Consider the following 23,990-nt stretch of genomic DNA (forward strand, 5'->3'; position numbering starts at 1 on the left):
GGCTACAGTGGCTACGCCAGCGGCTCGATCGACGGCGAGATGGACCAGATCGGCAACGTCTATCCGGATACCTGGAGCAACGAGCTGGGTGAAATCAGCGAGCCGCATCCCGAGGGTGGGGAGCCGGTCGGTCACTTCGACCTGGATACCGCAACCCAGGGCGGTTCCGACCTGAACCAGGACGGGGGTGCGCTGGCCTTCGGCACCCACGACATGACCTACGAGGGTGAGGAGAGCGGCTCGCTCGGCTTCTACGAGTATGGCTCGGTCGGACTCTCCAGCGTCATGAGTGGCGAAGTCGGCACCACGCGCTACGTCGTGGTCAACGCGACCAATGATGCCTCGCTGCTCGGCAGCGCGTTCTCCAACGCCTCCGGCAACATCGGCGTGAACGTCGCGGCCGGCACCGGCAACCTGCAGAGCAACAGCCTGTCGATGGCCGTGGCCTGCGTCACCTGCGCCGGTGGCAGCAGCGGCGGAAGCGAATAACCGATCTCCGGATCGGTCGACGGGGCGGTATTCCGCCCCGTCTTTCCCGGTGACGTGGCCGGCAACCCCGCGTCACCCGGAAAGACGGACGGCGTCGACAGGAGGGTTTGTTCGTGAAACCGGCAAGCATCTTGAACAACGAGAAGACGGGAACAAGGCGGATGGCCCTGGTTGCCGGTCTGCTGCTCGGGTTCGGGTTGGCAGGAACCGGCAGTGCCGCCGCGGCCAACGTGCGTTTCGCCGGCGTGTTGCCGCACGGGCAGGTGATCGACAAGCCGGTGGAAAGCATGCTCGAGCGCCGCTACCGAAACGTGGTGCGCCAGCAGTTCGACTTCTCCTGCGGGGCGGCCGCCCTGGCGACGCTGTTGCGCTACGCCTATGGCCTGCGCCTCGACGAGGCGACGGTGCTGGCTGGCATGTGGGGCGTGTCCGATCCGGAGTTGGTGCGCACCCGCGGCTTTTCCCTCCTGGAAATGAAGCATTACCTCGCCCGGCTTGGCTATCGCGGCCGCGGCTACGAGATCGACCTGTCCCGGCTCGGGCGGATCAATGTCCCGACGATCGTCCTGATGGACATCAACGGTTACCAGCACTTCGTGGTGCTCAAGACCGTCGACGAGACCTACGTGCATGTGGCGGATCCGGCCCTGGGCAATCGGCGTTACACGCGCCAGGCATTCATCGACAGCTGGCCATCACGCACCGTGTTTGCCGTGATCGGACCGGGTTTCGACCGGCGCACGGTGTTGCTGGACCGTACGAATGTTCCCAGCAGTGGAGAACTGCATCGCCGCTCCGGCGAGGTGCCGACGAGCGAGCTGCTGGATTTCGGATTCAAGCATGCGGATCTGTTCTGATCCGCGGCCTACCGAGGAATACGCCATGAAACATCCATTCAATGTCTTTGAGAAAGAACCGATCGATCCCGGTTTCCCGACCCGGGTGCTGGTGGTCGGTGGTGTGGCAGTCGGCGTTGCCTGCGGGCTGCTGCTGTTCAGTAGTGCGGTCGCTGCGGCGAACCCGGCCATCGTGTCGCTGAGCGACCCGGAACTCGCGAAGATGCGGGGTCGTTTCGTCACCGGCGACAGCCGCGTGATGTATTTCGGCGTCGAGATGGTCTCCCACTGGAAGACGACGGGCGGTGCGATGACTGCCGGTCTGACCGTGGGTATCGACCGCAGCCAGCAACTGCCGCAGGTGACCTTCGAGCCGACCGTGGCGATCGAGGGTGAGCCGACGATCAACCAGAGCGGCGAGCACCATGTCGCCGGCGGCAGCGAGGTCGATTCGCACGGCGTTCGTCAACAGATCCAGGTGGCCGGCAACGACAACCGTGCGACCAATGCGTTCGAGGTCCACGTCGACCCGCAATCCCGCGGTCAATCAGGCGGCGAGGGCGGCTATCGGGTCGAGATCAGCCAGAACGGCGCAGTCGTGGCTTCCGGGCTGACCGGCAGTGGCCAGCAGGCAGGCGTAAGCATGCGCCTGGGCAATTCGCAGGTTTTTCAGGGCTTTCAGGCGGGTGCAGCCAGTCAATTGATCCAGCTGGCGGGAAACCACCAGGTGGTCAACAACCAGTTGCGGCTGATGGTGGGCATCGATCCCACCGCGATGAACGATCGGGAACGACTGCAGCGGCAGGTGGGCCAGGCACTGGCCTCACTTCGCGGCGGCATCTGATCTAGCGCCGCCTGCGGATTGGCGGCGCCTCGAAGGGCAACCAGGGGGTAACACCCAAGGAGTGTGACCATGGATGATCGCGTCAAGCGGATGATCGGCCGAGGGGCTCTGGTACCGGCAAGCCTCTCGGTATTGGCACTGGGGCTGACGATGGTGCCGCTCTCGACCGGCTGGGCAGCCAACGAGGCCGACAACGTCGAGCAGATGCGCAGCGAGCTCGAGGCCCTGAAACAGCGATACGTCAACGAGGTGCGACGGTTGCGCGAACTGGATGCGCGACTGATGGCGGTTCAGACCCGTCTCTCGGAAGCAGGGGTGGAGCCCGAGGGGGATCTCCAGGCCCGGACGCCCCTCGGTGCGGCGGCCGCGACCGAGGGAGAGACCCGCACCGATGCACCCAGCGAGGAGGACAAGCGGCAGGCCACAAGGCGGAGCGTCGACGACTTCCTGCAACAGGAACACGTGGCCTTCGACCGACCGTTTGTCCTCGAGGCCGGATTCGAATACAGCCGTTATGACCGTACCCAACTGACGCTCAACGGCTTTCTTGCCCTGGATGCGATCTTCCTCGGCAATATCGCGGTCGACAACGTCGCCAGCGACACCTTCAAGTACACGCTGGCGGCGCGTTACGGCCTGACGCCGCGCTGGAACGTCGGCGTCTCGGCGCCGTTCATCCAGCGCTACACCACTTACCAGAAGGGTGGTGCTGGCGGGTCGGCGGCCGCGTTCGCCGAAGTGGACCAGAGCAGCGATATCGCCATCGGCGACACCACGTTCAATCTCAGTTACCGGTTGCTGCCCGAAACGGCCACCCGGCCCGACGTCGTGCTCACCGGTAGCGTGATCGCTCCGACCGGTCGTGAGCCCTATGGGATCGACTGGCGGGTGATCGAGACCGGCGAGGACGCCGACGGCAACGCCTTCGTACGATTCGCCATCCCCGAGGAGCAGGCGACCGGCAATGGCCTGTGGGGCGCGGGGGCCTCGGTATCGGCGGTCAAGACGCTCGACCCGGCCCTGCTGTTCGCCAACCTCGGCTACACCCACTACTTTTCGCGCAGCTTCGACGACCTCAACAACGACCCGGATACCGTCAATCCGGGCGATGTCGAGCTGGGCGATGCGTGGAACTGGGGCCTGGGGCTTGCCTTCGCCCTCAACGACAAGGCCAGCCTCTCCATGTCGTATTCGCAGCAGATCAACGGCCAGGCGCGTACCCGTTACGACGGCGAGGACTGGGTCGACCTCATCGGCAGCGATGCCAATTCGGCCACCCTCAGTCTTGGCCTGACCTACGCGCTCGGCCCCAAGGCGACGCTGGTCACCAGCCTCGGTGTCGGGCTGACGCCTGATGCGCCCGACTTCACGATCGGCGTGCGAGTTCCCTACGCACTCTGATCCCGCCGATTGCTCCTGCGGTGTTACCCCGCTGCCGATGCATCCCCGGCAGCGGGGATTTTTTTGCGTTTGCCATTCGAGTGGCCGGGAGGATGGCAAGGTCGCACCTTGGGTGGGTATAGTCCTTATTCCCCCACTCGGATCGCGAACGATGGATGACTTTCGCACCTGGCACTGGCTGGAGACGGTAATCGAGCTCGGCGGGCTCAAACCGGCCTCGGAGCGGCTTCACCGCACGCCGTCGACGATCAGCCACGCCATCAAGCAGCTCGAACGCCGCATCGGAGTCACCCTGGTCGAGACCCGTGCCCGTCGCATTCGTCTGACCGAGGCGGGTGCGATCCTGCTCGAGCACATGCGCCCGCTGATACGGGAGCTGGAAGGGGTGCAGGGTGTGATCGACCAGTTTCGCGCCACGGGCGCCTCGGTGCTCCGAATCGCCGTGGACCAGGTTTTTCCCCACGACCGCCTGATTCACGCGATGGAGCGTTTTTCTCGGGAATATCCGCACACCCGCATCGAGCTGTTCGAGACCGTGCTGGGTGGTGGCCCCGCGCTGTTCCGTGATGGCGAGGTGGGGGTCTATCTAGGGCTGGAACCGGTCGGCGACCACACCGGGACCCAGGTGGGACGGGTGCGCTTCGTCCCCTGCGCCGGGCCCGATCACCCGCTGGTCGACATCGCCGGGGGGTTGCCGGAAGGCGAACTGATGTCCGATGCGCAGCTGCGCCAGTACCGCCAGGTGGTGTTGCGGGATTCGCACCCGGAGGGCAGTACGAATGCCGGCTGGCTGGGCGCGGCGCAGCGGGTCACCGTGGATCACATGCACACGGCGGTCGAATTGATGCGCTCGGGGCTCGGGTTCGGCTGGTTGCCGGAGCATCAGGTGCGCGAGGAACCGGACCTGGTCGTGCTACCGGTCGATGACGGGCTTTGTCCGGAAACGGCCATGATGCTGTTCCGTCAGCGCGAGCTGATGGCAAGCCCCGCTCACCAGTGCATGATGGAGGCACTGGTGGAATCGGCGCGAGGGGATTGAGCGCCGGGGGATTGAACGTCGGGGATCCGGCGCTGTTCAGGCTGCCGCGTGTTCGGCGGCAACGGTCCGGATCTTCTCGATCATGTTCGAGAGACCGGTCGCCCGGTTGGCCGAGAGGTGCGCCGACAGGCCCAGCTCGTCGATGAAGCCGCTGTCGGTCGCCAGGATTTCCTCGGCGGTGCGATCCGAGTAGACGCGGAAGAGCAGGGCGATCAGTCCATTGACGATCATCGCGTCGCTGGTGCCGATCAGCTTGAGACGATCACCGTCCCAGGCATAGTCGAACCACACTTGCGACTGGCAGCCGTGGAACTTGTGCTCCTCGTCCTGCTTCTCGGGCGGGAAGGTGGGCATCTGCTTGCCCATGTCCATGATGTACTGATAGCGCTCGGTCCAGTCGCCGAGAAAGGCGAACTCGTCCTTCAGTGCGGTGATCTCGGCGTCGATGCTGGGCGCCTTGTCGGTCATGGATATCCTCCGGAATGCAGCGCGCGTCGGGCTCAGGCCTCGTCGCGCACGGTGAAACTCTCGCCGCAGCCGCAGCTGTCCTCGACGTTGGGATTGTCGACGTGGAGCATGCGGGTCAGGCCCTCGACCACGTAGTCGAGCGTCGAGCCGTGCAGGGCCTTAAAGCTCTCCTCGTCGGTGATCACCGCGATGCCGTCACCGCAGTCGAACCACAGGTCGTCGTCCTCGACCGAGCGGGCGACGTCCATGACGTAGGCGAAGCCCGAGCAGCCGGACTTCTTGATGCCCAGTCGCAGGCCGAGCGCGGATTCATCGCCCTCGAACGCCTTGGTCAGGTGCCGGCGGGCGGCCTCGGTGGCCGAAAGGCGCTGTTCGGCCGGCAGGGCGGCGGCGCGCTCGCGCGCAGCCTCGATGTGGGCCGGATCGACGGTCGTGGTGGTCTCTTCTGCCGGTTGGGCGCTGTGTACCTCGGCGGTCATGGGCCTTCCTCCAGCGTGGTTGTCAGCCGGCCTCGCGGGGCGTGCTGGCAACGTAAATGGTGTCGTTCTCGACTCGGACATCGTAACAGTCGATGGGTTCGTAGGCCGGGGCGGACAGCGGCTCGCCGTCGCGCAGGCAGAACTCGGCGTTGTGCCAGGGGCAGGTGAGGATGTCGCCGTCCAGTGGCCCCTCGGAGATCGGCAGCTCCTGGTGGCTGCACTCGTCGGCCACTGCCAGGATCACGCCATCGGCGTTGACGACCAGGATGTCGACCTCCGGTCCCTCGACCACGCGACGTTCGCCCGGTGCCAGTTCGCGCTGTTCGCAGACCCGAATCCAGTTGTCGTCGATCGGCTGATTGGCGGTGTCGGTCATCGTCGTGTCTGTCTCTTCGTGCTTACGTTTAGCGGGTGTCGGTCAGGGCAGGGCCGGTCGATCAGAACATGCCTGTCGCCAGTTGTGCCTCCTCGGACATCATCTCCTTGCTCCAGGGCGGGTCGAAGACCAGCTCCACCGCGGCTTCCTCGATGGTCGGGATCTCCATGATGCGCTGGTGGGCATCCGAGGCGATTACCCCGCCCATGCCGCAGCCGGGCGCGGTGAGCGTCATGTCGACCTCGACGCGTCGACCGGCGACCGGCAGCGATTCGACCTTGACCTTGTACACCAGGCCGAGATCGACGATGTTGATCGGGATCTCCGGGTCGAACACGCCGCGCAGCTGGTCCCAGACCATCTTCTCGACTTCCTCGTCGGAGGCGTTCTCCGGCAGTTCCGGCTGCGGGGGCGGTTCCTTGCCCAGTGCGTCGGCATCCTTGCCCTCGACCCGCAGCAGGTGACCGCGTGCCTTGATGGTGAAACTGCCGCCCAGGGCCTGCATCAGCTCGACGGGGGTGTCCTTCGAGGCGAGCACCTTCTGCCCCGAAGGCACCATGGTGCAGACCACGTCGCGGCTGAGTCGGATGCGTTCCATCGGTTCCACGATACGTTCTCCCGGCTTGGTCAGACGAGCATGTCGCGCACGCGGCTGACCGCGGCGACGAACTGGTCGATCTCGTCGAGTGTGTTGTAGAACGCCGCCGAGGCGCGGGCGGTGCCCGCGGGTGCCTCGAAGCAGCGCATCAGGGGCATGGCGCAGTGATGCCCGGTGCGCACCGCGATGCCCATGGAATCCAGCAGCGTGCCGACGTCGTGCGGGTGCGCGTCGTCGATCAGGAACGACACGACCGGCACCTTGTGCGCGGCCTGGCCGACGATCCGCAGGCCGGGGATCTCGCCCAGCCCCTCGGTCATGCGCTCGAGCAGGGCGGCCTCGTGACGTTCGATCGCCAGCCAGTCGAGGCCGTCGGCCCATTCCAGCGCCGCGCCGAAGCCGATCGCGCCCTCGATATTGGGCGTGCCGGCCTCGAACTTGGACGGTGGCGGGGCGAAGCGCACGCCATCGAAGCGCACTTCCTCGATCATGTCACCGCCGCCCATGAACGGCGGCAGACGGTCGAACCAGTCGCCGCGAGCGTAAAGCGCCCCGACACCGCTAGGCCCGAACACCTTGTGGCTGGAGCAGGCGTAGAAGTCGCAGCCGAGCGCCTGGACGTCGACCGGGCCGTGCGGCAGCCCCTGTGCGCCGTCGACCATTACCGGTATGTCCCGTTCGTGGGCGATCTCGGCAATGCGGGCGACCGGGTTGATGGTCCCGAGCGCGTTGGAGACGTGGTTGACCGCCATCAGGCGCGTCCGGTCGGTGATCAAGCCGGGCAGGGCGTCGATCTCGAGCTCGCCGCGATCGTTGACCGGGATGGTGCGGATGGTCAGTCCCTTGCGCTCGCCCAGCATCAGCCACGGCACGATATTCGCGTGATGCTCGAGCTCGCTGAGGATCACCTCGTCACCGGCCTGCCAGTCGTTCGACAGCGAGTGGGCCAGCAGGTTGATCGCTTCGGTCACGCCACGGACGAACACGATCTCGCGCTCGTTGTCGGCACCCAGTGATTGCGCCACGCGGGCACGAGCGTTCTCGAAGCGCTCGCTGGCCCGGGCCGACAGCGTATGCACGCCGCGATGGATGTTGGCGTTATCCCGCTCGTAGAACTCGCGGATGGTGTCGATCACCACCCGCGGTTTCTGCGTGGTGGCCGCATTGTCGAGGTAGACCAGCGGCTTTCCGTGTACCTCCTGGTCGAGGGCCGGGAACTGTGCCCGGATCGTCTCGACCGAGAACGGCTGGTTGTGACCGTCGCCGGCCATTACGCGTCCGAATCGGCGGGCAGGCTGCGCTCGCCGAGGCGCTGTTCGACCTGGCCTGTCAGCCAGTCGCGCAGATCGGTCAGCGGCAGCTCGTCGATGACCTCCTGGGCGAAGCCGGCGATCAGCAGGCCACGCGCCTCGGCCAGCGGCACGCCGCGGGTGCGCAGGTAGAACAGTGCCTCCTGGTCGAGACGGCCGATGGTCGCCCCGTGCGAGCAGCTGACGTCGTCGGCGTAGATCTCGAGTTCCGGCTTGGCGTCGATCTCGGCGTTGTCGGAGAGCAGCAGGTTGTTGCTCGACTGGTACGCCTCGATGCGCTGCGCGTCCTCCTCGATCAGGATGCGTCCCTTGAACACGCCCCGCCCGGCATCATCCGCGATGGTGCGGTAGTGCTCGTTGCTGGTGGTGTCGGCGGCCGCGTGCGTGATCCGCGTGTGGGTATCCAGCAGTTGCTTGCCGCGCGGCATCATCAGGCCGATCAGGTCGGTATGCGCGCCGGAGCCGCCGACGTGGATGTCGTACTCGCGCCGGATCATGCGACCGCCCAGCTGGATATTGTAGCTGTGGTAGCGCGCGTCGCGATCGAGCTCGGCGAACGTGCGCGCCGTGGTCAGGCGCGACTCGCCATCGAGGCCGAGTGCGATGTGCGTCAGCGCGGCGTTGGCGGCAATCGTCGAGACGATCACGCTGTTGCGCCAGGCCGGTTGCTCGCCAACGGTCTCGATGTGCTCGAGCAGCGTGGCGGCCGCGCTCTGGCCCAGGCGCACCAGTACGCGCGGGTGGCTCATGACCGACTCGGTCGCTCCGTCGAGCCACTCGATCACGATCGGACGCTCGACCACGGTATTCGCCGCGACGTCGACAACCACGCCTTCGCGGGCCATCGCGGTGTTCAAGGTGACCAGCGCGTCGTTGGGGTTGTCGACACTCGGCGCCGGCTTCGGCGAGAAGGCCGCCGCGCGGGTCGTCTCGTCGGCATCCGCCAACGCGGTGAGGGTGACGCCTTCGGGGACGTCGTCGGGCACGCCCTGGAACACGCCGTCGACGAATCGCAGCCGTACGGGATTGTCGAGCGGCAGGCGCGTGCCCGGCTCAATGTCGGCGCCGACGCCCGACGGGGCGTTGAACCGCCCGCGCTGGATGGCGCGCAGGTTGGTCCAGCGCCACTCCTCGTCACGCAGGCCCGGCAGGCCGATGCTCTCGACCTGGCTGCGGGCGGCCTGCGCGATCTCGTTCGGGGCCGCTGCCTGCTCGGGCAGGGCGTCGCTCAGCCAATCGGGAAGACCGGTTCGCTTCATGATGCCTCCTCGAGGATCTCCTGGTAGCCCTCGGCCTCCAGGCGGTGCGCGAGGCTCTTGTCACCGGACTTGATGATCTTGCCCTTGTAGAGGACGTGGACGAAGTCCGGCTCGACGTAGTTCAGCAGGCGCTGGTAGTGCGTCACCAGGATGATGCCGCGCTCCTCGCCGCGCATGCGGTTGATGCCGTCGGAGACCACCTTGAGTGCGTCGATATCCAGGCCGGAATCGGTCTCGTCGAGCAGGGCAAGCTTCGGCTCGAGCAGCAGCATCTGCAGGATCTCGTTGCGCTTCTTCTCGCCACCGGAAAAACCGGCATTGACGCCGCGGTGCAGGAACGCATCGTCCATGTCCATGCTCGCGACCAGCTCGCGTACCTGCTTCATGAAGCTGAAGGTGTCGATCTCGTCGAGGCCCTGCGCTTCGCGCTTCGCGTTCAGCGCTTCCTTGAGCAGGTAGATGTTCTTGACGCCCGGAATCTCGACCGGGTGCTGGAAGCCCAGCAGCAGGCCGGCAATGGCGCGCTCCTCGGTTTCCATTTCCAGCAGGTCGTGGCCGTCGAAGGTGATCGAGCCCTTGGTGACCTCGTAGCCGTCGCGACCGCCGAGGACGTGGCAGAGCGTGCTCTTGCCCGAGCCGTTCGGGCCCATGATCGCGTGGACTTCGCCGGCGTTGATCGACAGGTCGATACCCTTGAGGATCTCCTTGCCGTCGATTTCCGCGTGCAGATTCTTGATTTCGAGTAGTGCCATGATGAAAAGCCTCTGGTATCTGTTCGGTTAGCCCACGGAGCCTTCGAGCGACACGGCCAGCAGGGCCTGTGCCTCGACGGCGAATTCCATCGGCAGTTCGTTGAAGACTTCCTTGCAGAAGCCGTTGACGACCATGTTCATGGCGTCTTCCTCGGACAGCCCGCGCGAGCGCAGGTAGAACATCTGGTCGTCGCTGACCTTCGAGGTGGTTGCCTCGTGTTCGACCTGGGCGGTGCTGTTCTTCGCCTCGATGTAGGGGAAGGTGTGCGCGCCGCAGCGATCGCCGATCAAGAGCGAGTCGCATTGGGTGAAGTTGCGGGCGTCACGCGCGGTCTTGCCGATGTGCACCAGGCCGCGATAGGCGTTCTCGGCGCGCCCGGCCGAAATACCCTTGGAGACGATGGTCGAGCGGGTACGGCTGCCCAGGTGGACCATCTTGGTGCCCGAATCGATCTGCTGGAAGTTGTTGCCCACGGCCACCGAGTAGAACTCGCCGACCGAGTCGTCGCCCTTGAGCACGCAGCTGGGGTACTTCCAGGTGATCGCCGAGCCGGCCTCGACCTGGGTCCAGGTGATCTTGGAACGGTCGCCGCGACACTCGCCACGCTTGGTGACGAAGTTGTAGATGCCGCCACGGCCTTCCTCGTCACCGGGATACCAGTTCTGGACGGTGGAGTACTTGATCTCGGCATCGTCGAGCGCGACCAGCTCGACCACAGCCGCGTGCAGCTGGTTCTCGTCGCGCTGCGGCGCGGTGCAGCCCTCGAGGTAGCTGACCGAGGCGCCTTCCTCGGCGATGATCAGCGTGCGCTCGAACTGGCCGGTGTTCTTTGCGTTGATGCGGAAGTAGGTCGACAGCTCCATCGGGCAGGTCACGCCCTTGGGCACGTAGACGAACGATCCGTCGGAGAACACCGCCGAGTTCAGTGCGGCGAAGAAGTTGTCGCCCTGCGGCACGACGGTGCCCAGATACTTCTGCACCAGCTCCGGGTGGTTCTCGACTGCCTCGGAGAACGAGCAGAAGATCACGCCCGCTTCGGCGAGCTTCTCCTTGAAGGTGGTGGTCACCGAGACGGAATCGAACACCGCATCGACCGCGACGTTCGCGCCCTTGACGCCGGCCAGCGCGGCACGCTCGTGCAGCGGGATGCCGAGCTTCTCGTAGGTTTCGAGCAGCTTCGGGTCGACCTCGTCGAGCGACTCCGGCGCCTCGGCGTCGAGCTCTTCCTGGGTCTTGGGCGCGGCATAGTAGGAGAGCGCCTGATAGTCGATCTTCGGGTAGTGGACGTGCGCCCACTCCGGCTCGGCCATCTTCTGCCACTGGCGGAAAGCCGACAGACGCCACTCGAGCATGAATTCCGGCTCGTTCTTCTTGGCCGAGATCATGCGGATCACGTCCTCGTCGAGACCCGGCGGGATGATCTCCTGCTCGATGTCGGTGGTGAAACCGTACTTGTACTCGCGCTTGACGAGCTGTTCGAGTTCCTGTGTTTCGGTCATGTCGTTGTCACCTGGTCGAAGGCTGATGGCCCGACGGCGGGGCGGCCGGCGGGCGGATGTTCGTGTCGAGTCCGTTCAGGAAGTCGCTTTGCGAGCGCGCTTGCCGGCGTCCGTGACCTCGCCGCTGCGAGCGCGTTCGTACCAAACCGGCACCTGGGTGGCCGGCGTGTCCGTGCTCACCGGCTGGGTCATTTCGGCCAGCGTGGTGGCATCGAGCAGGGCGTGCACCCCACGGTTGATCGCCTCCCAGTGCGGTCGCACCGCGCAGTCGCCTTGCATGGCGCAGTCATGGTCCGGGCGGAAGCAATCGGTCATCGCGATCGGGCCGTCGATCGCCTCGATGATCTCGGCCAGGGTGATTTCTGCGGCCGGGCGGGCGAGGAAATAGCCACCGCTGCGCCCCTGGCGCGATTGCACGATGCCTTCGCCGTTCAGCAGCTTGAGCAGCTTGCCGACCGTGGGCATGTTGATGCCGGTACGCTTGGCCAGCGCCCGGGCGTTGGCCCGCTGTGCGCTGGGCTCGTCACGCGGATCCCCGGCCAGCGCCGTCAGGAGCACGATGGCGTAGTCGCTCAGTCGGCTGATCTTCAACATGCCTGCCTCCGCGGATAGCGGTCCGTTACCCGGATCCGGCACCGATTCGAGAAGGGCGCCCGGACACCGAAGGAATGCGCTTAAAAGTACTAAACCGGTACGATTTTTTCAAGCAACATCCGTTTGACCGGTGTCCCGAGCGGAAAATTCCCGGGAAAAGCCGCTTAAGCCCTTGTCCCCGCTTCGATTTGCCGGCGTTTTCTGCTATCTTTCGCTCCCTTTTTCGTAAGCCGGAATGACGAGGATTTCGTTCACGTGACGACGACAGCCACCCCCAAGACATCCGTGCCCACCGATGGCGCCGGCAAGCGGCTCTATATCAAGACCTGGGGCTGCCAGATGAACGAGTACGACTCGGCCAAGATGGCCGACGTGCTCGGGGTGTCGCGCGGCTTCCATCCGGTCAGCGATCCGGCCGATGCCGACGTGATCCTGCTCAACACCTGCTCGATCCGCGAGAAGGCGCAGGAGAAGGTGTTTTCCCAGCTGGGCCAGTGGCGTCCGCTCAAGGACAAGAACCCGGAGCTGATCATCGGCGTGGGTGGCTGCGTCGCCAGTCAGGAAGGCGAGGCCCTGCGTGAGCGCGCCCCGTTCGTCGACATCGTCTTCGGTCCGCAGACGCTGCATCGCCTGCCGGAGATGGTCGCGGTGGTCGAGGCCGAGCGTAAGCCGGTGGTCGACATCTCGTTCCCCGAGATCGAGAAGTTCGACAACCTGCCGGATCCGCGTGCCGAAGGGCCGGTCGCTTTCGTCTCGATCATGGAAGGCTGCTCGAAGTACTGCACCTTCTGCGTGGTGCCCTACACCCGCGGCGAGGAGATCTCGCGACCGTTCGACGACGTGGTCGCCGAGGTGGCGGACCTGGCCGAGCAGGGCGTGCGTGAGGTCAACCTGCTGGGTCAGAACGTCAATGCCTACCAGGGCCCGATGCACGACGGCCAGACGGCCGATCTCGCATTGCTGATCGAGGTGATCGCGCAGATCGACGGTATCGACCGCATCCGCTTCACCACCTCGCACCCGGTCGAATTCACCGACCGTCTGATCGAGGCGTACCGCAACGTGCCGGAGCTCGCGAGCTTCCTGCACCTGCCGGTCCAGTCCGGCTCGGACCGGGTGCTGGCACTGATGAAGCGCGGGCACATGGCGATGGAATACAAGTCGAAGATCCGCAAGCTGCGCGAGGCGCGCCCGGGCATCTCGATCTCCTCGGATTTCATCGTCGGCTTCCCCGGCGAGACCGATCACGACTTCGAACAGACCATGAAGCTGATCGAGGACATCGGATTCGACCATTCGTTCTCGTTCATCTACAGCGCGCGACCGGGCACGCCGGCCTCCAACCTGCCGGACGACCAGCCCGAGGAGGTCAAGAAGGCCCGCCTCAAGCGCCTGCAGTCGCGTATCAACGAGTTCGAGCAGGAGATCTCCCAGTCCATGCTCGGCACCACCCAGACCGTGCTGGTACAGGGGCCGTCGAAGAAGGACCCCAACGAGCTGATGGGCAAGACCGAGAACAACCGCAGCGTGATCTTCCGTGGTCGCCCGGGGCTGATCGGCCTGTTCGTCGATCTGGAGATCACCCAGGTCAATCCGAACTCGCTGCGCGGTGAGTTCGTCGATATTCATCCGACCGATCGCGAGCGGGCGAAGGCCCGCAACCTGGTGGCCGCCTGATGACCGAAGCGAACGCCGAACGCCTCGAATTCGCCCTGGAGCCGGCCGACAACGAGCGGCTGGCCAACCTCGCGGGCACCTTCGACGAGCACCTGCGCATGATCGAGCGCCGGCTGGGGGTGGAGATCAACCACCGCGGCAACCTGTTCGCCGTGATCGGCCCGGCCGCGATCGCCTCTCAGGCCGAAACCCTGCTGGCCGACCTGTACAAGTTGAGCGAGACCCAGATCATTGATCCGGAGCGGGTCAATCTCGGTATGCAGGAGGCCGGCATGGAGGAGGCGCCGCCTCCGCCGGGCGACGAGGTGATGATCAAGACGCTGCGCGGGATCGTTCGTGGCCGCGGTAATCGCCAGGTGACCTACCTCAAGGCGATCCGCGAGGCGGACCTGAATTTCGGTATCGGCCCGGCCGGTACCGGCAAGACCTATCTCGCCGTGGCCAGCGCGATTGACGCTTTCGAGCGCGGTCAGGTGCAGCGGATCGTACTGGTCCGCCCGGCCGTCGAGGCGGGAGAGAAACTCGGCTTCCTGCCCGGTGATCTGGCGCAGAAGATCGACCCCTACCTGCGGCCGATGTACGACGCCCTCTACGAGATGATGGGCTTCGACAAGGTCAATCGCCTGATCGAGCGCAACGTGATCGAGGTCGCGCCGCTGGCCTTCATGCGTGGGCGAACGCTCAACGAGTCGTTCGTCATTCTCGACGAGGCGCAGAACACCAGCATCGAGCAGATGAAGATGTTCCTCACCCGGATCGGCTTCGGCACTTCGGCCGTGGTCACCGGCGACATCACGCAGGTGGACCTGCCGAAGGGGGTGACCTCGGGGCTGCGCCATGCCATCGACATGCTCAGCGATGTCGACGGGGTGCAGTTCACCTTCTTCCAGAGCCGTGACGTGGTCCGCCACCCGCTGGTCAAGCGCATCATCGACGCCTACGAGCGCCGGGGCGGGGCGGATTGACCACGCCGCCGGTGGTGATTGATCGGCAGCGGGCATGCGAGCAGCGCTGCCCGTCGCGTCACAGCCTCGAATCGTGGATGGCGCGCACGCTTGCCGAGCTCGCCGATGGCCCGGAAGGAGGTGAGGTGACCATCCGCTATGTGGAGGCCGAGGAGAGTCGCCGCCTGAATGCGCAGTTCCGCGGCAAGGACCGGCCGACCAACGTGCTGTCATTCCCGGCGAGCGAGGATCCCGCACAGATCGAGGTGCTGCCCGGCTCGTCACAACCGTATCTCGGCGACCTTGTGATCTGCCCGGTGGTGGTCGAGCGCGAGGTGGCAGAGCAGGGGAAGAGTCGGCGTGCGCACCACGCCCATATGGTGGTGCATGGGATTTTGCACCTGTTGGGCTATGATCACCTCACCCCCAGCGAGGCGGAGCAGATGGAATCGATCGAGATCCGCGCGCTCGAATCGTTGGGCTACCCTAATCCCTACGCCTGATCTCTTGAAGACCGGCCACTTCGACACCACATCGAATGCGCGGCCTATCTGATTGATTCAACCTTTCTTTTCTCACTCCCTGTAAAGAGACCCATGGAAGACGAACCTCCCAGTCCGGACTCGGCACGCCAGTCCTGGTGGCAGCGCCTGAAACATCGTTTCTGCCCCTGCCAAATTCACTCCGTCGAGCAGATGAAGTCGCTGGTACGCCAGGCGACCGAGTCCGAGGTGTTTCCGCTGTCCACCGGCGGGCTGATCGACTCGGTGCTGGATTTCCACGACCTGCGTGTGCGTGACGTGATGGTCCCGCGCGGTCAGATGGACGTGATCGAGGAGGGCACCACGCTGCCGGAACTCCTCTCGGCCGCGATCGAGTCGGGACACTCGCGTTATCCGGTCATCCGCAGCAACCGCGACGAGGTGATCGGCATTCTCCTGGTCAAGGAATTGCTGCGTTTCTATGCCAGCTCCCAGGAGACGGGGGGTGAGAATCCCGATTTCGACCTGCTCGCACTGGTGCGCACGCCGATGTTCGTGCCGGAAAGCAAGCGACTGGATGCGCTGCTGGCCGAATTCCGTCTCACCCGCACTCACATGGCGATCGTGCTCGACGAGTTCGGCGGCGTGGCCGGTCTGGTGACCATCGAGGACGTACTCGAGGAGATCGTTGGCGACATCGACGACGAATTCGATGTGGAGGAACGCGTCAACATCCGCCAGCAGGCACCGCGTCGGCATACGGTCCGCGCGCTCACGCCGATCAGCGAGTTCAACGAGGCATTCGATACGGAGTTCTCGGACGACGAGTACGACACCATCGGAGGGCTGGTCTCGAACACGCTTGGCCACCTGCCGCGGCGCGGAGAAGTCGCCCGGTTGGGGGATTACGAATTCAAGGTGCTGGGCGCCGACCGCCGCCGATTGCACTTGCTTCTGGTCACGAAGCTTGATTTCGAACCAAGCGAGGAGACCGACGGTGCCGCCAGCGAACCGGGCTGAAACCGGCCGCGTTCTCTCATGGTTTTCCGGTTGGCGCGGTAGCCTGACCGCACTCCTGGCCGGTGCCACTCTGGTGCTGGCCTTTGCGCCCTTCGCCTTCTGGCCGGCGGCCATCCTCGCCCCGGCCATCCTGTTTTCCCTCATCCATCGCCGTGCGCCTGGAAGGGCCTTCCGGCTCGGCTGGTGGTTCGGTCTGGGTCAGTTCGGCCTGGGCGTAAGCTGGGTCTACGAAAGCTTCACCCTGTTCGGCGGCATCGTCGGCCCGTTGGCGGCGCTGGTGACCGCGCTGTTCGTCATCGGCCTGGCGTTCTATCCGGCCGGTGCGGCATGGCTCACCGCGAAAGTGGCCGGGAACGGAGGCCGTGGACTCTGGGCGGTCAGTTTCGTCGCCAGCTGGGTGCTGGTCGAGGGATTGCGGGCGTGGCTGTTTGGTGGTTTCCCGTGGCTGAATCTGGGTATCAGCCAGGTCGACGGGCCATTGGTCGGCTGGCTGCCGTTGCTGGGCGAATACGGCGTCACCGCGTTGCTACTGCTGATGGCGGTGCTTGTTTGGCATCTTGGCCGGGTGCTGATGTCCGGGCCGATGTCGTGGCGTCGCTGGTTGTTGCCCGCGGGCGCACTGGTGGCCGTTCCGTTATTGTCCCTGACGTTGCGTGAGCTTCCCTGGAGTCAGCCGAGCGGCGAGTCGCTCAAGGTGGGGTTGGCGCAGGGCAACGTCGCACAGATGCAGAAGTTCGATCCGGCATTCTTTCGCAAGACGATCAGTATCTACCGTGAACTGACCTTGGCGATGCCGGAGGTGGATCTGGTGGTGTGGCCGGAAACGGCCATCCCGCGGCCGATCGACAGCGTGCCGGCCGTGCGTGAGTCGCTGGAGCAGCTCGCCGGCGAGCGCGATTTCGCCATGCTGGTGGGGACGTTCACCCGCGACGACGCCGGGCGGTACTACAACGCCCTGATCGGCGTGCCCAGCTCGCTCGGTATCTACCGTAAGCGCCACCTGGTGCCATTCGGTGAATATTTCCCGTTGCGGTGGCTGATCGAACGCATGCCGTGGCTGTTCGAGGTGCCCATGTCGGATCTCAGCCCAGGGCGTCCCGATCAACCACCGCTGGTTATCGATGGCGTGATGCTGGGGGCGTCGATCTGCTTCGAGGCGGATTTCTCGCGCGATATCCGCGCCTCGATGCCCGAGGCGGGCATGTTGGTGACCGTGTCCAATGATTCGTGGTTCGGCGAGAGCTTCTCGCCCCATCAGCATCTGCAGATGGCGAGGGCCAGGGCGATCGAATTCCGTCGGCCGATGATCCGTGCCACCAATACCGGCATCTCGGCGGTGATCGATGCCCGTGGCCGGGTCGAAGCCATGCTGGGCACCGGGGAGCGCGGCACGCTGGTGGCGGACATCACGCCACGCTCGGGGGCGACGCCGCTGGCACGCTGGGGCGCTTGGCCGGCCCTTGGGGCAATGCTCGTCGTATTGCTCCTGACCGGCTGGTTTGCCCGGCGACGGCAGGCGGATCAAAGCACCTGACTAGGAAAAGACCGCCGAACTCTTCAGGGAAATGTCGAAAAACTTCGCCTTAAGAGAAATTTTGTCCGGTTCAGGGCATATTTATTCAAATAAAATATCGACGAGGATCGCCTTATCCTATCCTTAGAAAGGAATAGGGCCTCATGCGTCTGATTTATAAAATCTCACGCCGCGACAATAAGCAACCGAATTAAAACATATCCAGCGATCATAACTAGCAGTGTAGTCAGTATCGGATCGGCTATTTTCCAAAAGCGGTGATATTTATTCCTTCTGTGGAGTAGGTTAACTGCTATTAATGATCTTTCGACGCTCATTAGGCGGTCCCGAACATGAGACTCAGGCAAAGCGGATCCCGGGACGCGTGATATGTTTGAAAATCCATTTGGATGGATTTTGTTGCCACAAGCGATATTGTCTTTAATGAAGCTTAAGTGATATGCCGCTCGCGCTAGCCTCTCCGAAGCATACTGCGTTTTGGCTTTTGAAACGCCATGATCGATCCATGCCGAGACAAGGTATAGAAACAAAGTTAGAAGTAAAAACGCATTGATTGATACCAACACATTGGGAATATGTGTCTCAGCGCCGGTGACTCCTAAAACTCTAATTTCATCGATGGGAACCTTCCAAAACCAGAGCATTATGATCGTTACCGCTACCGACACCACAATTCGGTGATATGCACGCGTCCGGACCGATGTTTGATCAGAAATAAGGTCTAGGATCTGCTCAAAATCGTCTCTGTTCATGCCTGAAGAGTTGAAGTGCGATTCCGGAATTTGGCCGCTCAATTCAGACTGACGCTCTTCCTCGTTCAACGCAGGCGGGTCGCACGGCGCGAAGACGCGATCAATAAGCTGTTTGGCGGATTCCGGTAGGCTCTTGATTGGCATTTGGAGGCTGGGGTTGGAAGAAGAATAGCCTGACTCTACATGAACCCAATGACGCAGACTACGGTTCATCTTGCTAGGCGCGTTTATTCGACACCTGATCGCTAGGGAGCGCTAATCTTCCTAGCGTGAGGCGTGGAAGATGGCTCGGCACATTTCCGTCGCCCTACCGACTAGCAATAAAAAAGGCCTAGGTGTTCACAGGAACGACCTAAGCCTTTGATAATGCTGGTGGCTATGGGTGCCATCGTAAAAATAGCCGCAGACCTCAGCGCAACGCGGTTGCGGACAATGCGAACCATATTGGTCCCCACTTTGGTCCCCACCTTTGCCGCCGGTTGCAAACAAACCACAAGGGGACAATCTGACATGACAGCCAAGGCACTGACAGCAGCGGGCCACGCACAGTCCGGCCAACTCAACACAGCCGCCAGCCGGGTAGGGGGTGAAGCATGATGGCCTGGGAAAAGCTCGCCCCGACTCCGGCGGACATTCCGCAGCTTGTCGCGCACGCTGAAAGCGTCCGGTATGACTTCGGGGCAAAGAAGTGGGTGGGTGATCTCTCGCAAGAGACGGCCCGCGCCATCCTCAAGGCTCTGATATTCGCGGCCGATGATCTCACGCGCTCGATACCGGCGGTTGTCCGGGTGGCTGGCGAAGCCTCCACGCAACGGGAACAGGAAGCGCCACCCCGGACGGTTTCGGGCTATGCCTCGTGGCTGGCTGACGAAATCACGGAACGCGACCAGGTGGCGACCACGATCACCAGCGCGGCCACACTCGCCGGCCAGGCTACCGGCGCGGCCTATGTGCTCTTTGAGTACGTCGCCAGTGGGCAGGAAGCGGAAAGCCGGAAAAAGCCCTAGGCATTCCCCCACAGGTGGAACCGACACAGCCCCGCCCGAACACACCCGGCGCGGGGTTTTCTCGTTGCAGGGCGCAACCTATCCGCCAGCGGTGGGCTCGAACCCGTGGCCAAAGTTTTGGGGATGTGTGAAAACTCCAATGGCCGCGTGTCGCGCCATCGTGCGCCCTGACGATTTCGGCACCCCCTATGCCCTCGGGTTGCCGAACCCTCCATCCTGCCGGGCGGTCTTGCGGGAATGACAGGACGCGCACAGGGCAGCCAGGTTGCCCGGTTCGTTGTTGTGGGCGTTGCCGTCGATATGGTCAACCACGCTTGCCGGCGTCACTCGACCGCGCTTCTCGCAATCCATGCACAGCGGGTGCTCCCGTAGGAATGCCGCTCGCAGCTTCCGCCATGCCGCGCTATTGGTGGGCAGTGCCCGGCGCTTCTGCCGATCCGTGTCCTGCCTTGGCCTGTGCCGTGGTGCGCGGACGGTGATTGGGGAATGGGCTTTGGGCGCTCTCGGCATGATGGGCTCCGAATTTTTATTTTCGCCCCGGTGTGAACAAGCCGGGGCACGCGGACTACGCTTCTCGCGGCTCTGGGGATGAAGGCCACCCCTCCGTAGCAATCCACCCCAACGAACGACTAGTCTCTTGTTCAGACGGATTTGGCCCAACGCAAGGAGCACCCCATGGCAGCCTCAGGAAATCCCTCGAAGGGTGAAAAGCCTTTCACCAACACCAACGTTGCAGTCGCGCTATTCGGTGCCAGCATGATGGCTCTCGGGGCATTCCTTCCCGTGTTGAGCCTTGGGGCGATGGAAATGACCTATGTGAAAGGGGGCGATGGTGACGGCGTGTTCGTGCTATTTGCGGCCCTTGGTGTCGCCCTATTCGCTCTTCTCCGCGCTCGCGGATTTGTCATCGCAAGTAGCGTGGCGGGCCTCGGCGTAATGGCCTTCGGGCTTTACAACGCTGTCACGAGAATCGACGAGCTACAGGCACAATTGGCGCAAGACCTTGAAGGCAACCCGTTTGGCGGCTTCGCCTTGGCGATCTCGGAGTCCGCATCTTTGGAATGGGGGTGGATCGTCATGATTATTGGTGGCCTAGTCGCAATCATCGGCGCATTAATACAGCCGGACAGCTAACTATTTGAAGCGCCCCACCAGGAACACCACAAAGCCGCTCAAACCAAGCGCCCACCCGAGTCCGCCATTACCGGCCATCCCGATAAGCATCCCCGCGACGATTAACAGAAAACCGATGGCTTCCCACGCCCCGCCCGAACGCGTGGACCTACTCACCCCGTCCGGCTCTCTGCCGGGGCGTGCTGCTTTCGGCGGCGGCGCTGCTATTGGTGCTCCGCAATTTGGGCAGGCCGCCGCCTTGTCTGATACTTCCTTGCCGCACTCCGGGCATTCCATCATCGCCATATCGTGCTCTCCTTTTAGGTGGGCTTCCGACCCCACCATAGACCCATCAGCCAGTGACGGGGATAAACAACAAACGCGAATCGAAACCACGGGCACAAGTGCAATTCAGTGCGCCCGTGTCACCCATCGGTCCGGCCAGGCTCCGAAGGACCCATTGCCCCGACCGCGACACACCAGAACCACCACCCCCAACGCAGGCCGAAAAACTGTCGAGAACCGCGCTCCGCGCTACCCGTGTGATCGGCAGCCCTTACAGGGACCCGCGACGTTTTGCTATGGTCGAGGTGATCCGTTTCGCCAGGACGGCGATGCACCAGGCAGACAGTCGGGAAGTCAGCCACGCGGGGCGGATCGCCCTACATATCCCTACAAATGCGGCCGGGCCGTGGTCGTCACTCGTCACGCTCGCTAGGTGCCACCAGCTCGATCCGGGCCGGCGGTTCCGCTTCCCACACCACTCGGATGGGATCGACGGCCCCGGTGATCTCCCGGCGCTCCACAAAGTCGCCTTGTGCTTTGCCCAACAGCTCCGATGCTTTCAGCCGGTCGCGTATTGCTGGCGGCTCTCCATCCGGGCCGGTGATCTCCCCGCGCACGATTGCCGACCACCAGGCTTGCCGCTGCTCTCGGTCGATCACGGCGGCGCTCCGCTCTCGGTCCGCCAGATCCCGCAGGGCGCGGGCAACCTCAACATTTCTCAACAACCGGCTGCCCTGGGGCTCGGGGTGCTTGTACCCGGCGGCTCGGGCGGCGTGGGTTGCGTTGCCGCTGGCGGCGTAGGCTTCCACAAATCGGCGTTGTCTCTCGGTCAGGCGTCGCATGCTTCCCCCTTGTCGCCATTGTCGCCACGTCGCAGGACGGCCCGCACAGCCGCTACAGTCTCGTCATACCGCTGGCGGTAAGCCATCGCCATAACCATGTGCCGGGCGCATCGGTCGGCGGCGTCGGCATCGGGGCGCGGCATCATCTCGACGGCCTGCCGGGCGTGGCACTCCATCAGGGCGCGGGCTCGGTTCAACTCGACCAGACGGTGGGTGATCTCGCGTTCATGCTCGGTCATGGGTGGCCTCCACAGTCACAGGCCGCCAGCTCTCGCAGGCGCGGCGGTCCGTGTCGAACATGAAGCCGCAGGTCGGGGGCGGCTCGCCCGCTAGGCATCGCCCGACACGGGCACGGGGTGCGATCCGCTCGAAGTGCCGACAGTCGAGGCAATGGACCAGGGGCAGGGGAGGCACCCCAAGGCCCAGCCATGCCTCCGCGTTCTGTTTGCCGGCCAATGACTCGGGTTTCTGATTTTGACCCGGACCCCTGTTGTTTGTGGTGGTACAGGTGGTGCATGGGGTACAGCCCCGCCGTGGCGCGGTTTCAGGTGTACCACCTGCCTTTTTCTCAGGTGGTACAGGTGGTACAGGCTGGCCGGTGGCCAGGCGGTCGAGCACGTTACCCAGCCCCATGGTCGTCTCCCTCGTCGGGAAGCCGGACAACGTACAGCCGCTTTTTCCCCTCCGATGTGCGGACCTGCTTTGATCGCTTGCCGTGGCCCGATTCCTTGTCGGAAAGCCATCCGGCAGCGTCCAATGCCTGGGCAATCCGTGTGGTGTCGAAGCCAGGGCAGGCGGCGCGAAGGCCGGTCGAGGTAAACAGGTACTCGCGTACCCCGTGGATTTCCCGCCACCAGCCGGCGCGGCCGGCGTGGGTTGTCACCTTCGCCTCGGTCTCCAGGTCGGTAAACCGGGTATCGGCGTGCGCGTCGATAAAGGCCGCCACGGCGTCGCACACCTGCCGATCCTCGGTCACACCTTCGCCCTTGGCGCTAGCCCACACGGCGAACAGATCGGCGGCCGCCTGCATGGCCTCACCCTCGGGCCATCCGGTCACCCCGTACTCGGTCGCCAGCTCCCCGGCGATACCGGCCAGCGCAAACCCTTTGGCGGCTCGACCCTCCAGGCCGTCGCGGCCAGCAAAGCAGGGCAGGGCTAGGGCGCGCTCCAGCTCCCCACCCATGTCCCTGGGGTCGTCGATCAACCGGCGGACGAACTCGGGGCCGGCGTGTCCGTAGTGCCGACCGGCGGCGCGCTTGATTGCGTCCGCCAGCGACCGGCCACCCTCGTGCCCGTGCAGCTCGTCGAACACTCCATGGGCACGGCTGGCGGGAATGTCGAGCAACCGGACCGATTGCCCGGCCTTTTGCCGGTGGCCACCTTCGGCCATGTGGGCGGCCAAGGAGCGCTCCCCGGTGCTCAGCATCGCTACCCGCCAGCGGTAGGCATGCCGTGCCGCTCCCGTTCGGGCGGCGCGTGTCTTGCCCACTCCGTTGCCTAAGGCGTAGACAGTGCCGCCGATCTCCCGGTTGTCCGCCTCGCTGATCTCGTCGAGGCATAACAGCGTGTCATTGAGTGCGGCGGCGATACCCTCCAGGCCGTTGCCGGTGGCTCGCCAGGTGCGGACAAACTCGGGGCCACCCCATACGCTGGCGGCCGCGTGCAGGCCGGTGGTCTTGCCGCTCGAACTGTCACCCACCAGGTGGAACCCGTGGCCGGTGTGTGAGGCCACGCGCTCAAACAGGGGGCCGGCGAACCCGACCGACACGGCAAACACCAACACGGGGTTGCCGACTGCCAGCCCGGCCAATTCCTCCCGCCAGCCCGACAGATTGCCGCCGGCCGTGAACTGATCGGCGGCCGGGTGCTCGCTCTGATAGATCACGTCGCCCTCGCCAATCGTCTGCCGGGGCATGATGAACAGCTCGGGGCCATGCCAGCCGGTGCGGGTGGCGGCGGTGACTCGTCGCCTCGGGCTCGACTGCATCAACCAGGCGTTAAGGCGTGCTCGGGCCTCCGGGTTGATCCTTACCCCAAGGTCGAGCAATTCGGCGCGCATCTCGTCGCCCCCGGCGTTCAGTAGGCGCATGGGCATTGCCCACTCTCGCCATTGGCCGTCCGGGTTCACGAATCGCAATAGCCGGCCGAAGCTATCGCCCTGGGGACTGGCGGTGATCGCCTCGACGTGGATTGGCGAGCACACCCACAGGTCGAAGGGCTCCGGCGGCTTGTCTCCCTTGCCGCCACGCATGCCGTGGTAGTACAGGCCGGGCCGGCCCAAGGCGGTCCAGTCGTTGTAAACCGCAAAGCTCGGGCGCTTCGGTTCCGGCGGCTCGGGTGTTTCGGGCGGCGGTGCCTCAGTCGGCGCGACCGGCTCGGGCAACTCGGG

26 protein-coding genes are annotated in these 23,990 nt (G+C 64.4%); 12 read left to right on the plus strand and 14 right to left on the minus strand.

The annotated features are described in order from the left end of the window. From AWR35_RS10825 to AWR35_RS00295, 5 genes are all read left to right on the plus strand, one after another. The coding region (locus tag AWR35_RS10825; RefSeq protein ID WP_197408084.1) for a hypothetical protein at window positions 1-489 on the plus strand (489 nt) is incomplete at its 5' end. 113 nt (window positions 490-602) lie between these two features. Next, complete coding sequence (locus AWR35_RS00280; protein WP_197408085.1) at window positions 603-1,346, plus strand: C39 family peptidase; 744 nt, start codon at window positions 603-605, stop codon at window positions 1,344-1,346. 25 nt (window positions 1,347-1,371) lie between these two features. After that, window positions 1,372-2,169 carry a hypothetical protein gene (locus AWR35_RS00285; RefSeq protein WP_058573970.1) on the plus strand — a complete coding sequence of 266 codons (798 nt, stop codon included), beginning with the start codon at window positions 1,372-1,374 and terminating at the stop codon, window positions 2,167-2,169. Window positions 2,170-2,238: 69 nt separating this feature from the next. After that, window positions 2,239-3,570, plus strand: a complete 1,332-nt coding sequence (locus AWR35_RS00290; RefSeq protein ID WP_197408086.1) for a hypothetical protein — start codon at window positions 2,239-2,241, stop codon at window positions 3,568-3,570. A gap of 151 nt (window positions 3,571-3,721) precedes the next feature. Continuing rightward, window positions 3,722-4,609, plus strand: a complete 888-nt coding sequence (locus AWR35_RS00295) for a LysR family transcriptional regulator (RefSeq protein ID WP_058573971.1) — start codon at window positions 3,722-3,724, stop codon at window positions 4,607-4,609. A 36-nt stretch (window positions 4,610-4,645) separates the two neighbouring features. On the opposite strand, the gene AWR35_RS00300 is transcribed toward AWR35_RS00295, so the two are convergent. The 9 genes from AWR35_RS00300 to AWR35_RS00340 form a co-directional block, all read right to left on the minus strand. Continuing rightward, the gene (locus tag AWR35_RS00300; RefSeq protein ID WP_058573972.1) at window positions 4,646-5,077 is read right to left on the minus strand and encodes a SufE family protein; all 432 of its coding nucleotides are present in this window, start codon (window positions 5,075-5,077) and stop codon (window positions 4,646-4,648) included. A 32-nt stretch (window positions 5,078-5,109) separates the two neighbouring features. Further along, the gene (locus AWR35_RS00305; protein ID WP_082663804.1) at window positions 5,110-5,556 is read right to left on the minus strand and encodes an iron-sulfur cluster assembly accessory protein; all 447 of its coding nucleotides are present in this window, start codon (window positions 5,554-5,556) and stop codon (window positions 5,110-5,112) included. A gap of 22 nt (window positions 5,557-5,578) precedes the next feature. Further along, window positions 5,579-5,932 (minus strand): non-heme iron oxygenase ferredoxin subunit, encoded by a 354-nt coding sequence (locus AWR35_RS00310; RefSeq protein ID WP_058573973.1) that lies wholly within the window; start codon window positions 5,930-5,932, stop codon window positions 5,579-5,581. Window positions 5,933-5,993: 61 nt separating this feature from the next. Next, on the minus strand, window positions 5,994-6,539 hold the full coding sequence (gene sufT / locus AWR35_RS00315) for a putative Fe-S cluster assembly protein SufT (RefSeq protein WP_156413880.1): 546 nt from the start codon (window positions 6,537-6,539) through the stop codon (window positions 5,994-5,996). A gap of 20 nt (window positions 6,540-6,559) precedes the next feature. Further along, window positions 6,560-7,801, minus strand: coding sequence for a cysteine desulfurase (locus AWR35_RS00320; protein ID WP_058573974.1), 1,242 nt, complete (start codon window positions 7,799-7,801; stop codon window positions 6,560-6,562). Further along, entirely contained in the window at window positions 7,801-9,099 is a 1,299-nt protein-coding gene (gene sufD / locus AWR35_RS00325) for a Fe-S cluster assembly protein SufD (RefSeq protein WP_058573975.1), read from the minus strand. The genes AWR35_RS00320 and sufD overlap by 1 nt, the downstream gene beginning before the upstream one ends. Beyond that, window positions 9,096-9,851: a Fe-S cluster assembly ATPase SufC gene (gene sufC, locus AWR35_RS00330; RefSeq protein WP_058573976.1), complete on the minus strand. Its 756-nt coding sequence runs from the start codon at window positions 9,849-9,851 to the stop codon at window positions 9,096-9,098. Before sufC ends, sufD begins: the two co-directional genes overlap by 4 nt. A 27-nt stretch (window positions 9,852-9,878) precedes the next feature. After that, a complete protein-coding gene (gene sufB, locus AWR35_RS00335; protein ID WP_058573977.1) occupies window positions 9,879-11,351 on the minus strand; it encodes a Fe-S cluster assembly protein SufB in 1,473 nt (490 codons plus the stop codon). A 75-nt stretch (window positions 11,352-11,426) separates the two neighbouring features. Continuing rightward, on the minus strand, window positions 11,427-11,945 hold the full coding sequence (locus AWR35_RS00340; protein ID WP_058573978.1) for an SUF system Fe-S cluster assembly regulator: 519 nt from the start codon (window positions 11,943-11,945) through the stop codon (window positions 11,427-11,429). Between the two features lie 255 nt (window positions 11,946-12,200). On the opposite strand from AWR35_RS00340, the gene miaB reads away from it, so the two are divergent. The 5 genes from miaB to lnt all read left to right on the plus strand — a co-directional run bounded on the left by miaB (window position 12,201) and on the right by lnt (window position 17,602). Further along, window positions 12,201-13,622, plus strand: coding sequence for a tRNA (N6-isopentenyl adenosine(37)-C2)-methylthiotransferase MiaB (gene miaB / locus AWR35_RS00345; RefSeq protein ID WP_282096943.1), 1,422 nt, complete (start codon window positions 12,201-12,203; stop codon window positions 13,620-13,622). Then, the gene (locus tag AWR35_RS00350) at window positions 13,622-14,587 is read left to right on the plus strand and encodes a PhoH family protein (protein ID WP_058573979.1); all 966 of its coding nucleotides are present in this window, start codon (window positions 13,622-13,624) and stop codon (window positions 14,585-14,587) included. The genes miaB and AWR35_RS00350 overlap by 1 nt, the downstream gene beginning before the upstream one ends. After that, entirely contained in the window at window positions 14,584-15,069 is a 486-nt protein-coding gene (gene ybeY / locus AWR35_RS00355; protein WP_058573980.1) for an rRNA maturation RNase YbeY, read from the plus strand. Before AWR35_RS00350 ends, ybeY begins: the two co-directional genes overlap by 4 nt. A gap of 93 nt (window positions 15,070-15,162) precedes the next feature. Then, window positions 15,163-16,068, plus strand: a complete 906-nt coding sequence (locus AWR35_RS00360) for a transporter associated domain-containing protein (protein WP_058573981.1) — start codon at window positions 15,163-15,165, stop codon at window positions 16,066-16,068. Then, entirely contained in the window at window positions 16,046-17,602 is a 1,557-nt protein-coding gene (gene lnt / locus AWR35_RS00365; protein ID WP_058573982.1) for an apolipoprotein N-acyltransferase, read from the plus strand. Before AWR35_RS00360 ends, lnt begins: the two co-directional genes overlap by 23 nt. A 164-nt stretch (window positions 17,603-17,766) precedes the next feature. Here lnt and AWR35_RS10690 read toward each other — a convergent pair whose 3' ends face one another. Beyond that, window positions 17,767-18,567 carry a hypothetical protein gene (locus tag AWR35_RS10690; protein ID WP_156413881.1) on the minus strand — a complete coding sequence of 267 codons (801 nt, stop codon included), beginning with the start codon at window positions 18,565-18,567 and terminating at the stop codon, window positions 17,767-17,769. Window positions 18,568-18,947: 380 nt separating this feature from the next. Here AWR35_RS10690 and AWR35_RS00370 point away from each other — a divergent pair, with 380 nt between their 5' ends. Next, window positions 18,948-19,361, plus strand: coding sequence for a hypothetical protein (locus tag AWR35_RS00370; protein WP_058573983.1), 414 nt, complete (start codon window positions 18,948-18,950; stop codon window positions 19,359-19,361). Between the two features lie 675 nt (window positions 19,362-20,036). Beyond that, a complete protein-coding gene (locus AWR35_RS00375; RefSeq protein ID WP_058573984.1) occupies window positions 20,037-20,495 on the plus strand; it encodes a hypothetical protein in 459 nt (152 codons plus the stop codon). On the opposite strand, the gene AWR35_RS10835 is transcribed toward AWR35_RS00375, so the two are convergent. From AWR35_RS10835 to AWR35_RS00395, 4 genes are all read right to left on the minus strand, one after another. Then, window positions 20,496-20,780: a zinc ribbon domain-containing protein gene (locus AWR35_RS10835; RefSeq protein ID WP_058573985.1), complete on the minus strand. Its 285-nt coding sequence runs from the start codon at window positions 20,778-20,780 to the stop codon at window positions 20,496-20,498. It abuts the gene before it with no gap. Window positions 20,781-21,172: 392 nt separating this feature from the next. After that, window positions 21,173-21,601: a terminase small subunit gene (locus AWR35_RS00385; RefSeq protein WP_082663807.1), complete on the minus strand. Its 429-nt coding sequence runs from the start codon at window positions 21,599-21,601 to the stop codon at window positions 21,173-21,175. After that, window positions 21,589-21,840, minus strand: a complete 252-nt coding sequence (locus AWR35_RS00390; protein ID WP_058573987.1) for a hypothetical protein — start codon at window positions 21,838-21,840, stop codon at window positions 21,589-21,591. Before AWR35_RS00390 ends, AWR35_RS00385 begins: the two co-directional genes overlap by 13 nt. A gap of 380 nt (window positions 21,841-22,220) precedes the next feature. Further along, on the minus strand, window positions 22,221-23,984 hold the full coding sequence (locus tag AWR35_RS00395; RefSeq protein WP_058573988.1) for a DUF927 domain-containing protein: 1,764 nt from the start codon (window positions 23,982-23,984) through the stop codon (window positions 22,221-22,223). Window positions 23,985-23,990 lie beyond the last annotated feature (6 nt).

It is taken from the genome of Guyparkeria sp. WRN-7, assembly GCF_001641825.1.
Classification (GTDB): domain Bacteria; phylum Pseudomonadota; class Gammaproteobacteria; order Halothiobacillales; family Halothiobacillaceae; genus Guyparkeria.

What these genes read in the sequence shown, in the direction of transcription:
- AWR35_RS10690 (WP_156413881.1), bottom strand. Translation starts at nt 18,567, where the DNA reads ATGAACCGTAGTCTGCGTCATTGGGTTCATGTAGAGTCAGGCTATTCT.
- AWR35_RS00305 (WP_082663804.1), bottom strand. Translation starts at nt 5,556, where the DNA reads ATGACCGCCGAGGTACACAGCGCCCAACCGGCAGAAGAGACCACCACG.
- AWR35_RS00290 (WP_197408086.1), top strand. Translation starts at nt 2,239, where the DNA reads ATGGATGATCGCGTCAAGCGGATGATCGGCCGAGGGGCTCTGGTACCG.
- AWR35_RS00385 (WP_082663807.1), bottom strand. Translation starts at nt 21,601, where the DNA reads ATGCGACGCCTGACCGAGAGACAACGCCGATTTGTGGAAGCCTACGCC.
- AWR35_RS00375 (WP_058573984.1), top strand. Translation starts at nt 20,037, where the DNA reads ATGGCAGCCTCAGGAAATCCCTCGAAGGGTGAAAAGCCTTTCACCAAC.
- sufD (WP_058573975.1), bottom strand. Translation starts at nt 9,099, where the DNA reads ATGAAGCGAACCGGTCTTCCCGATTGGCTGAGCGACGCCCTGCCCGAG.
- AWR35_RS00310 (WP_058573973.1), bottom strand. Translation starts at nt 5,932, where the DNA reads ATGACCGACACCGCCAATCAGCCGATCGACGACAACTGGATTCGGGTC.
- sufB (WP_058573977.1), bottom strand. Translation starts at nt 11,351, where the DNA reads ATGACCGAAACACAGGAACTCGAACAGCTCGTCAAGCGCGAGTACAAG.
- AWR35_RS10835 (WP_058573985.1), bottom strand. Translation starts at nt 20,780, where the DNA reads ATGGCGATGATGGAATGCCCGGAGTGCGGCAAGGAAGTATCAGACAAG.
- AWR35_RS00295 (WP_058573971.1), top strand. Translation starts at nt 3,722, where the DNA reads ATGGATGACTTTCGCACCTGGCACTGGCTGGAGACGGTAATCGAGCTC.
- AWR35_RS00390 (WP_058573987.1), bottom strand. Translation starts at nt 21,840, where the DNA reads ATGACCGAGCATGAACGCGAGATCACCCACCGTCTGGTCGAGTTGAAC.
- AWR35_RS00285 (WP_058573970.1), top strand. Translation starts at nt 1,372, where the DNA reads ATGAAACATCCATTCAATGTCTTTGAGAAAGAACCGATCGATCCCGGT.
- AWR35_RS00360 (WP_058573981.1), top strand. Translation starts at nt 15,163, where the DNA reads ATGGAAGACGAACCTCCCAGTCCGGACTCGGCACGCCAGTCCTGGTGG.
- sufC (WP_058573976.1), bottom strand. Translation starts at nt 9,851, where the DNA reads ATGGCACTACTCGAAATCAAGAATCTGCACGCGGAAATCGACGGCAAG.
- AWR35_RS00300 (WP_058573972.1), bottom strand. Translation starts at nt 5,077, where the DNA reads ATGACCGACAAGGCGCCCAGCATCGACGCCGAGATCACCGCACTGAAG.
- AWR35_RS00350 (WP_058573979.1), top strand. Translation starts at nt 13,622, where the DNA reads ATGACCGAAGCGAACGCCGAACGCCTCGAATTCGCCCTGGAGCCGGCC.
- AWR35_RS00320 (WP_058573974.1), bottom strand. Translation starts at nt 7,801, where the DNA reads ATGGCCGGCGACGGTCACAACCAGCCGTTCTCGGTCGAGACGATCCGG.
- AWR35_RS00370 (WP_058573983.1), top strand. Translation starts at nt 18,948, where the DNA reads ATGATGGCCTGGGAAAAGCTCGCCCCGACTCCGGCGGACATTCCGCAG.
- AWR35_RS00340 (WP_058573978.1), bottom strand. Translation starts at nt 11,945, where the DNA reads ATGTTGAAGATCAGCCGACTGAGCGACTACGCCATCGTGCTCCTGACG.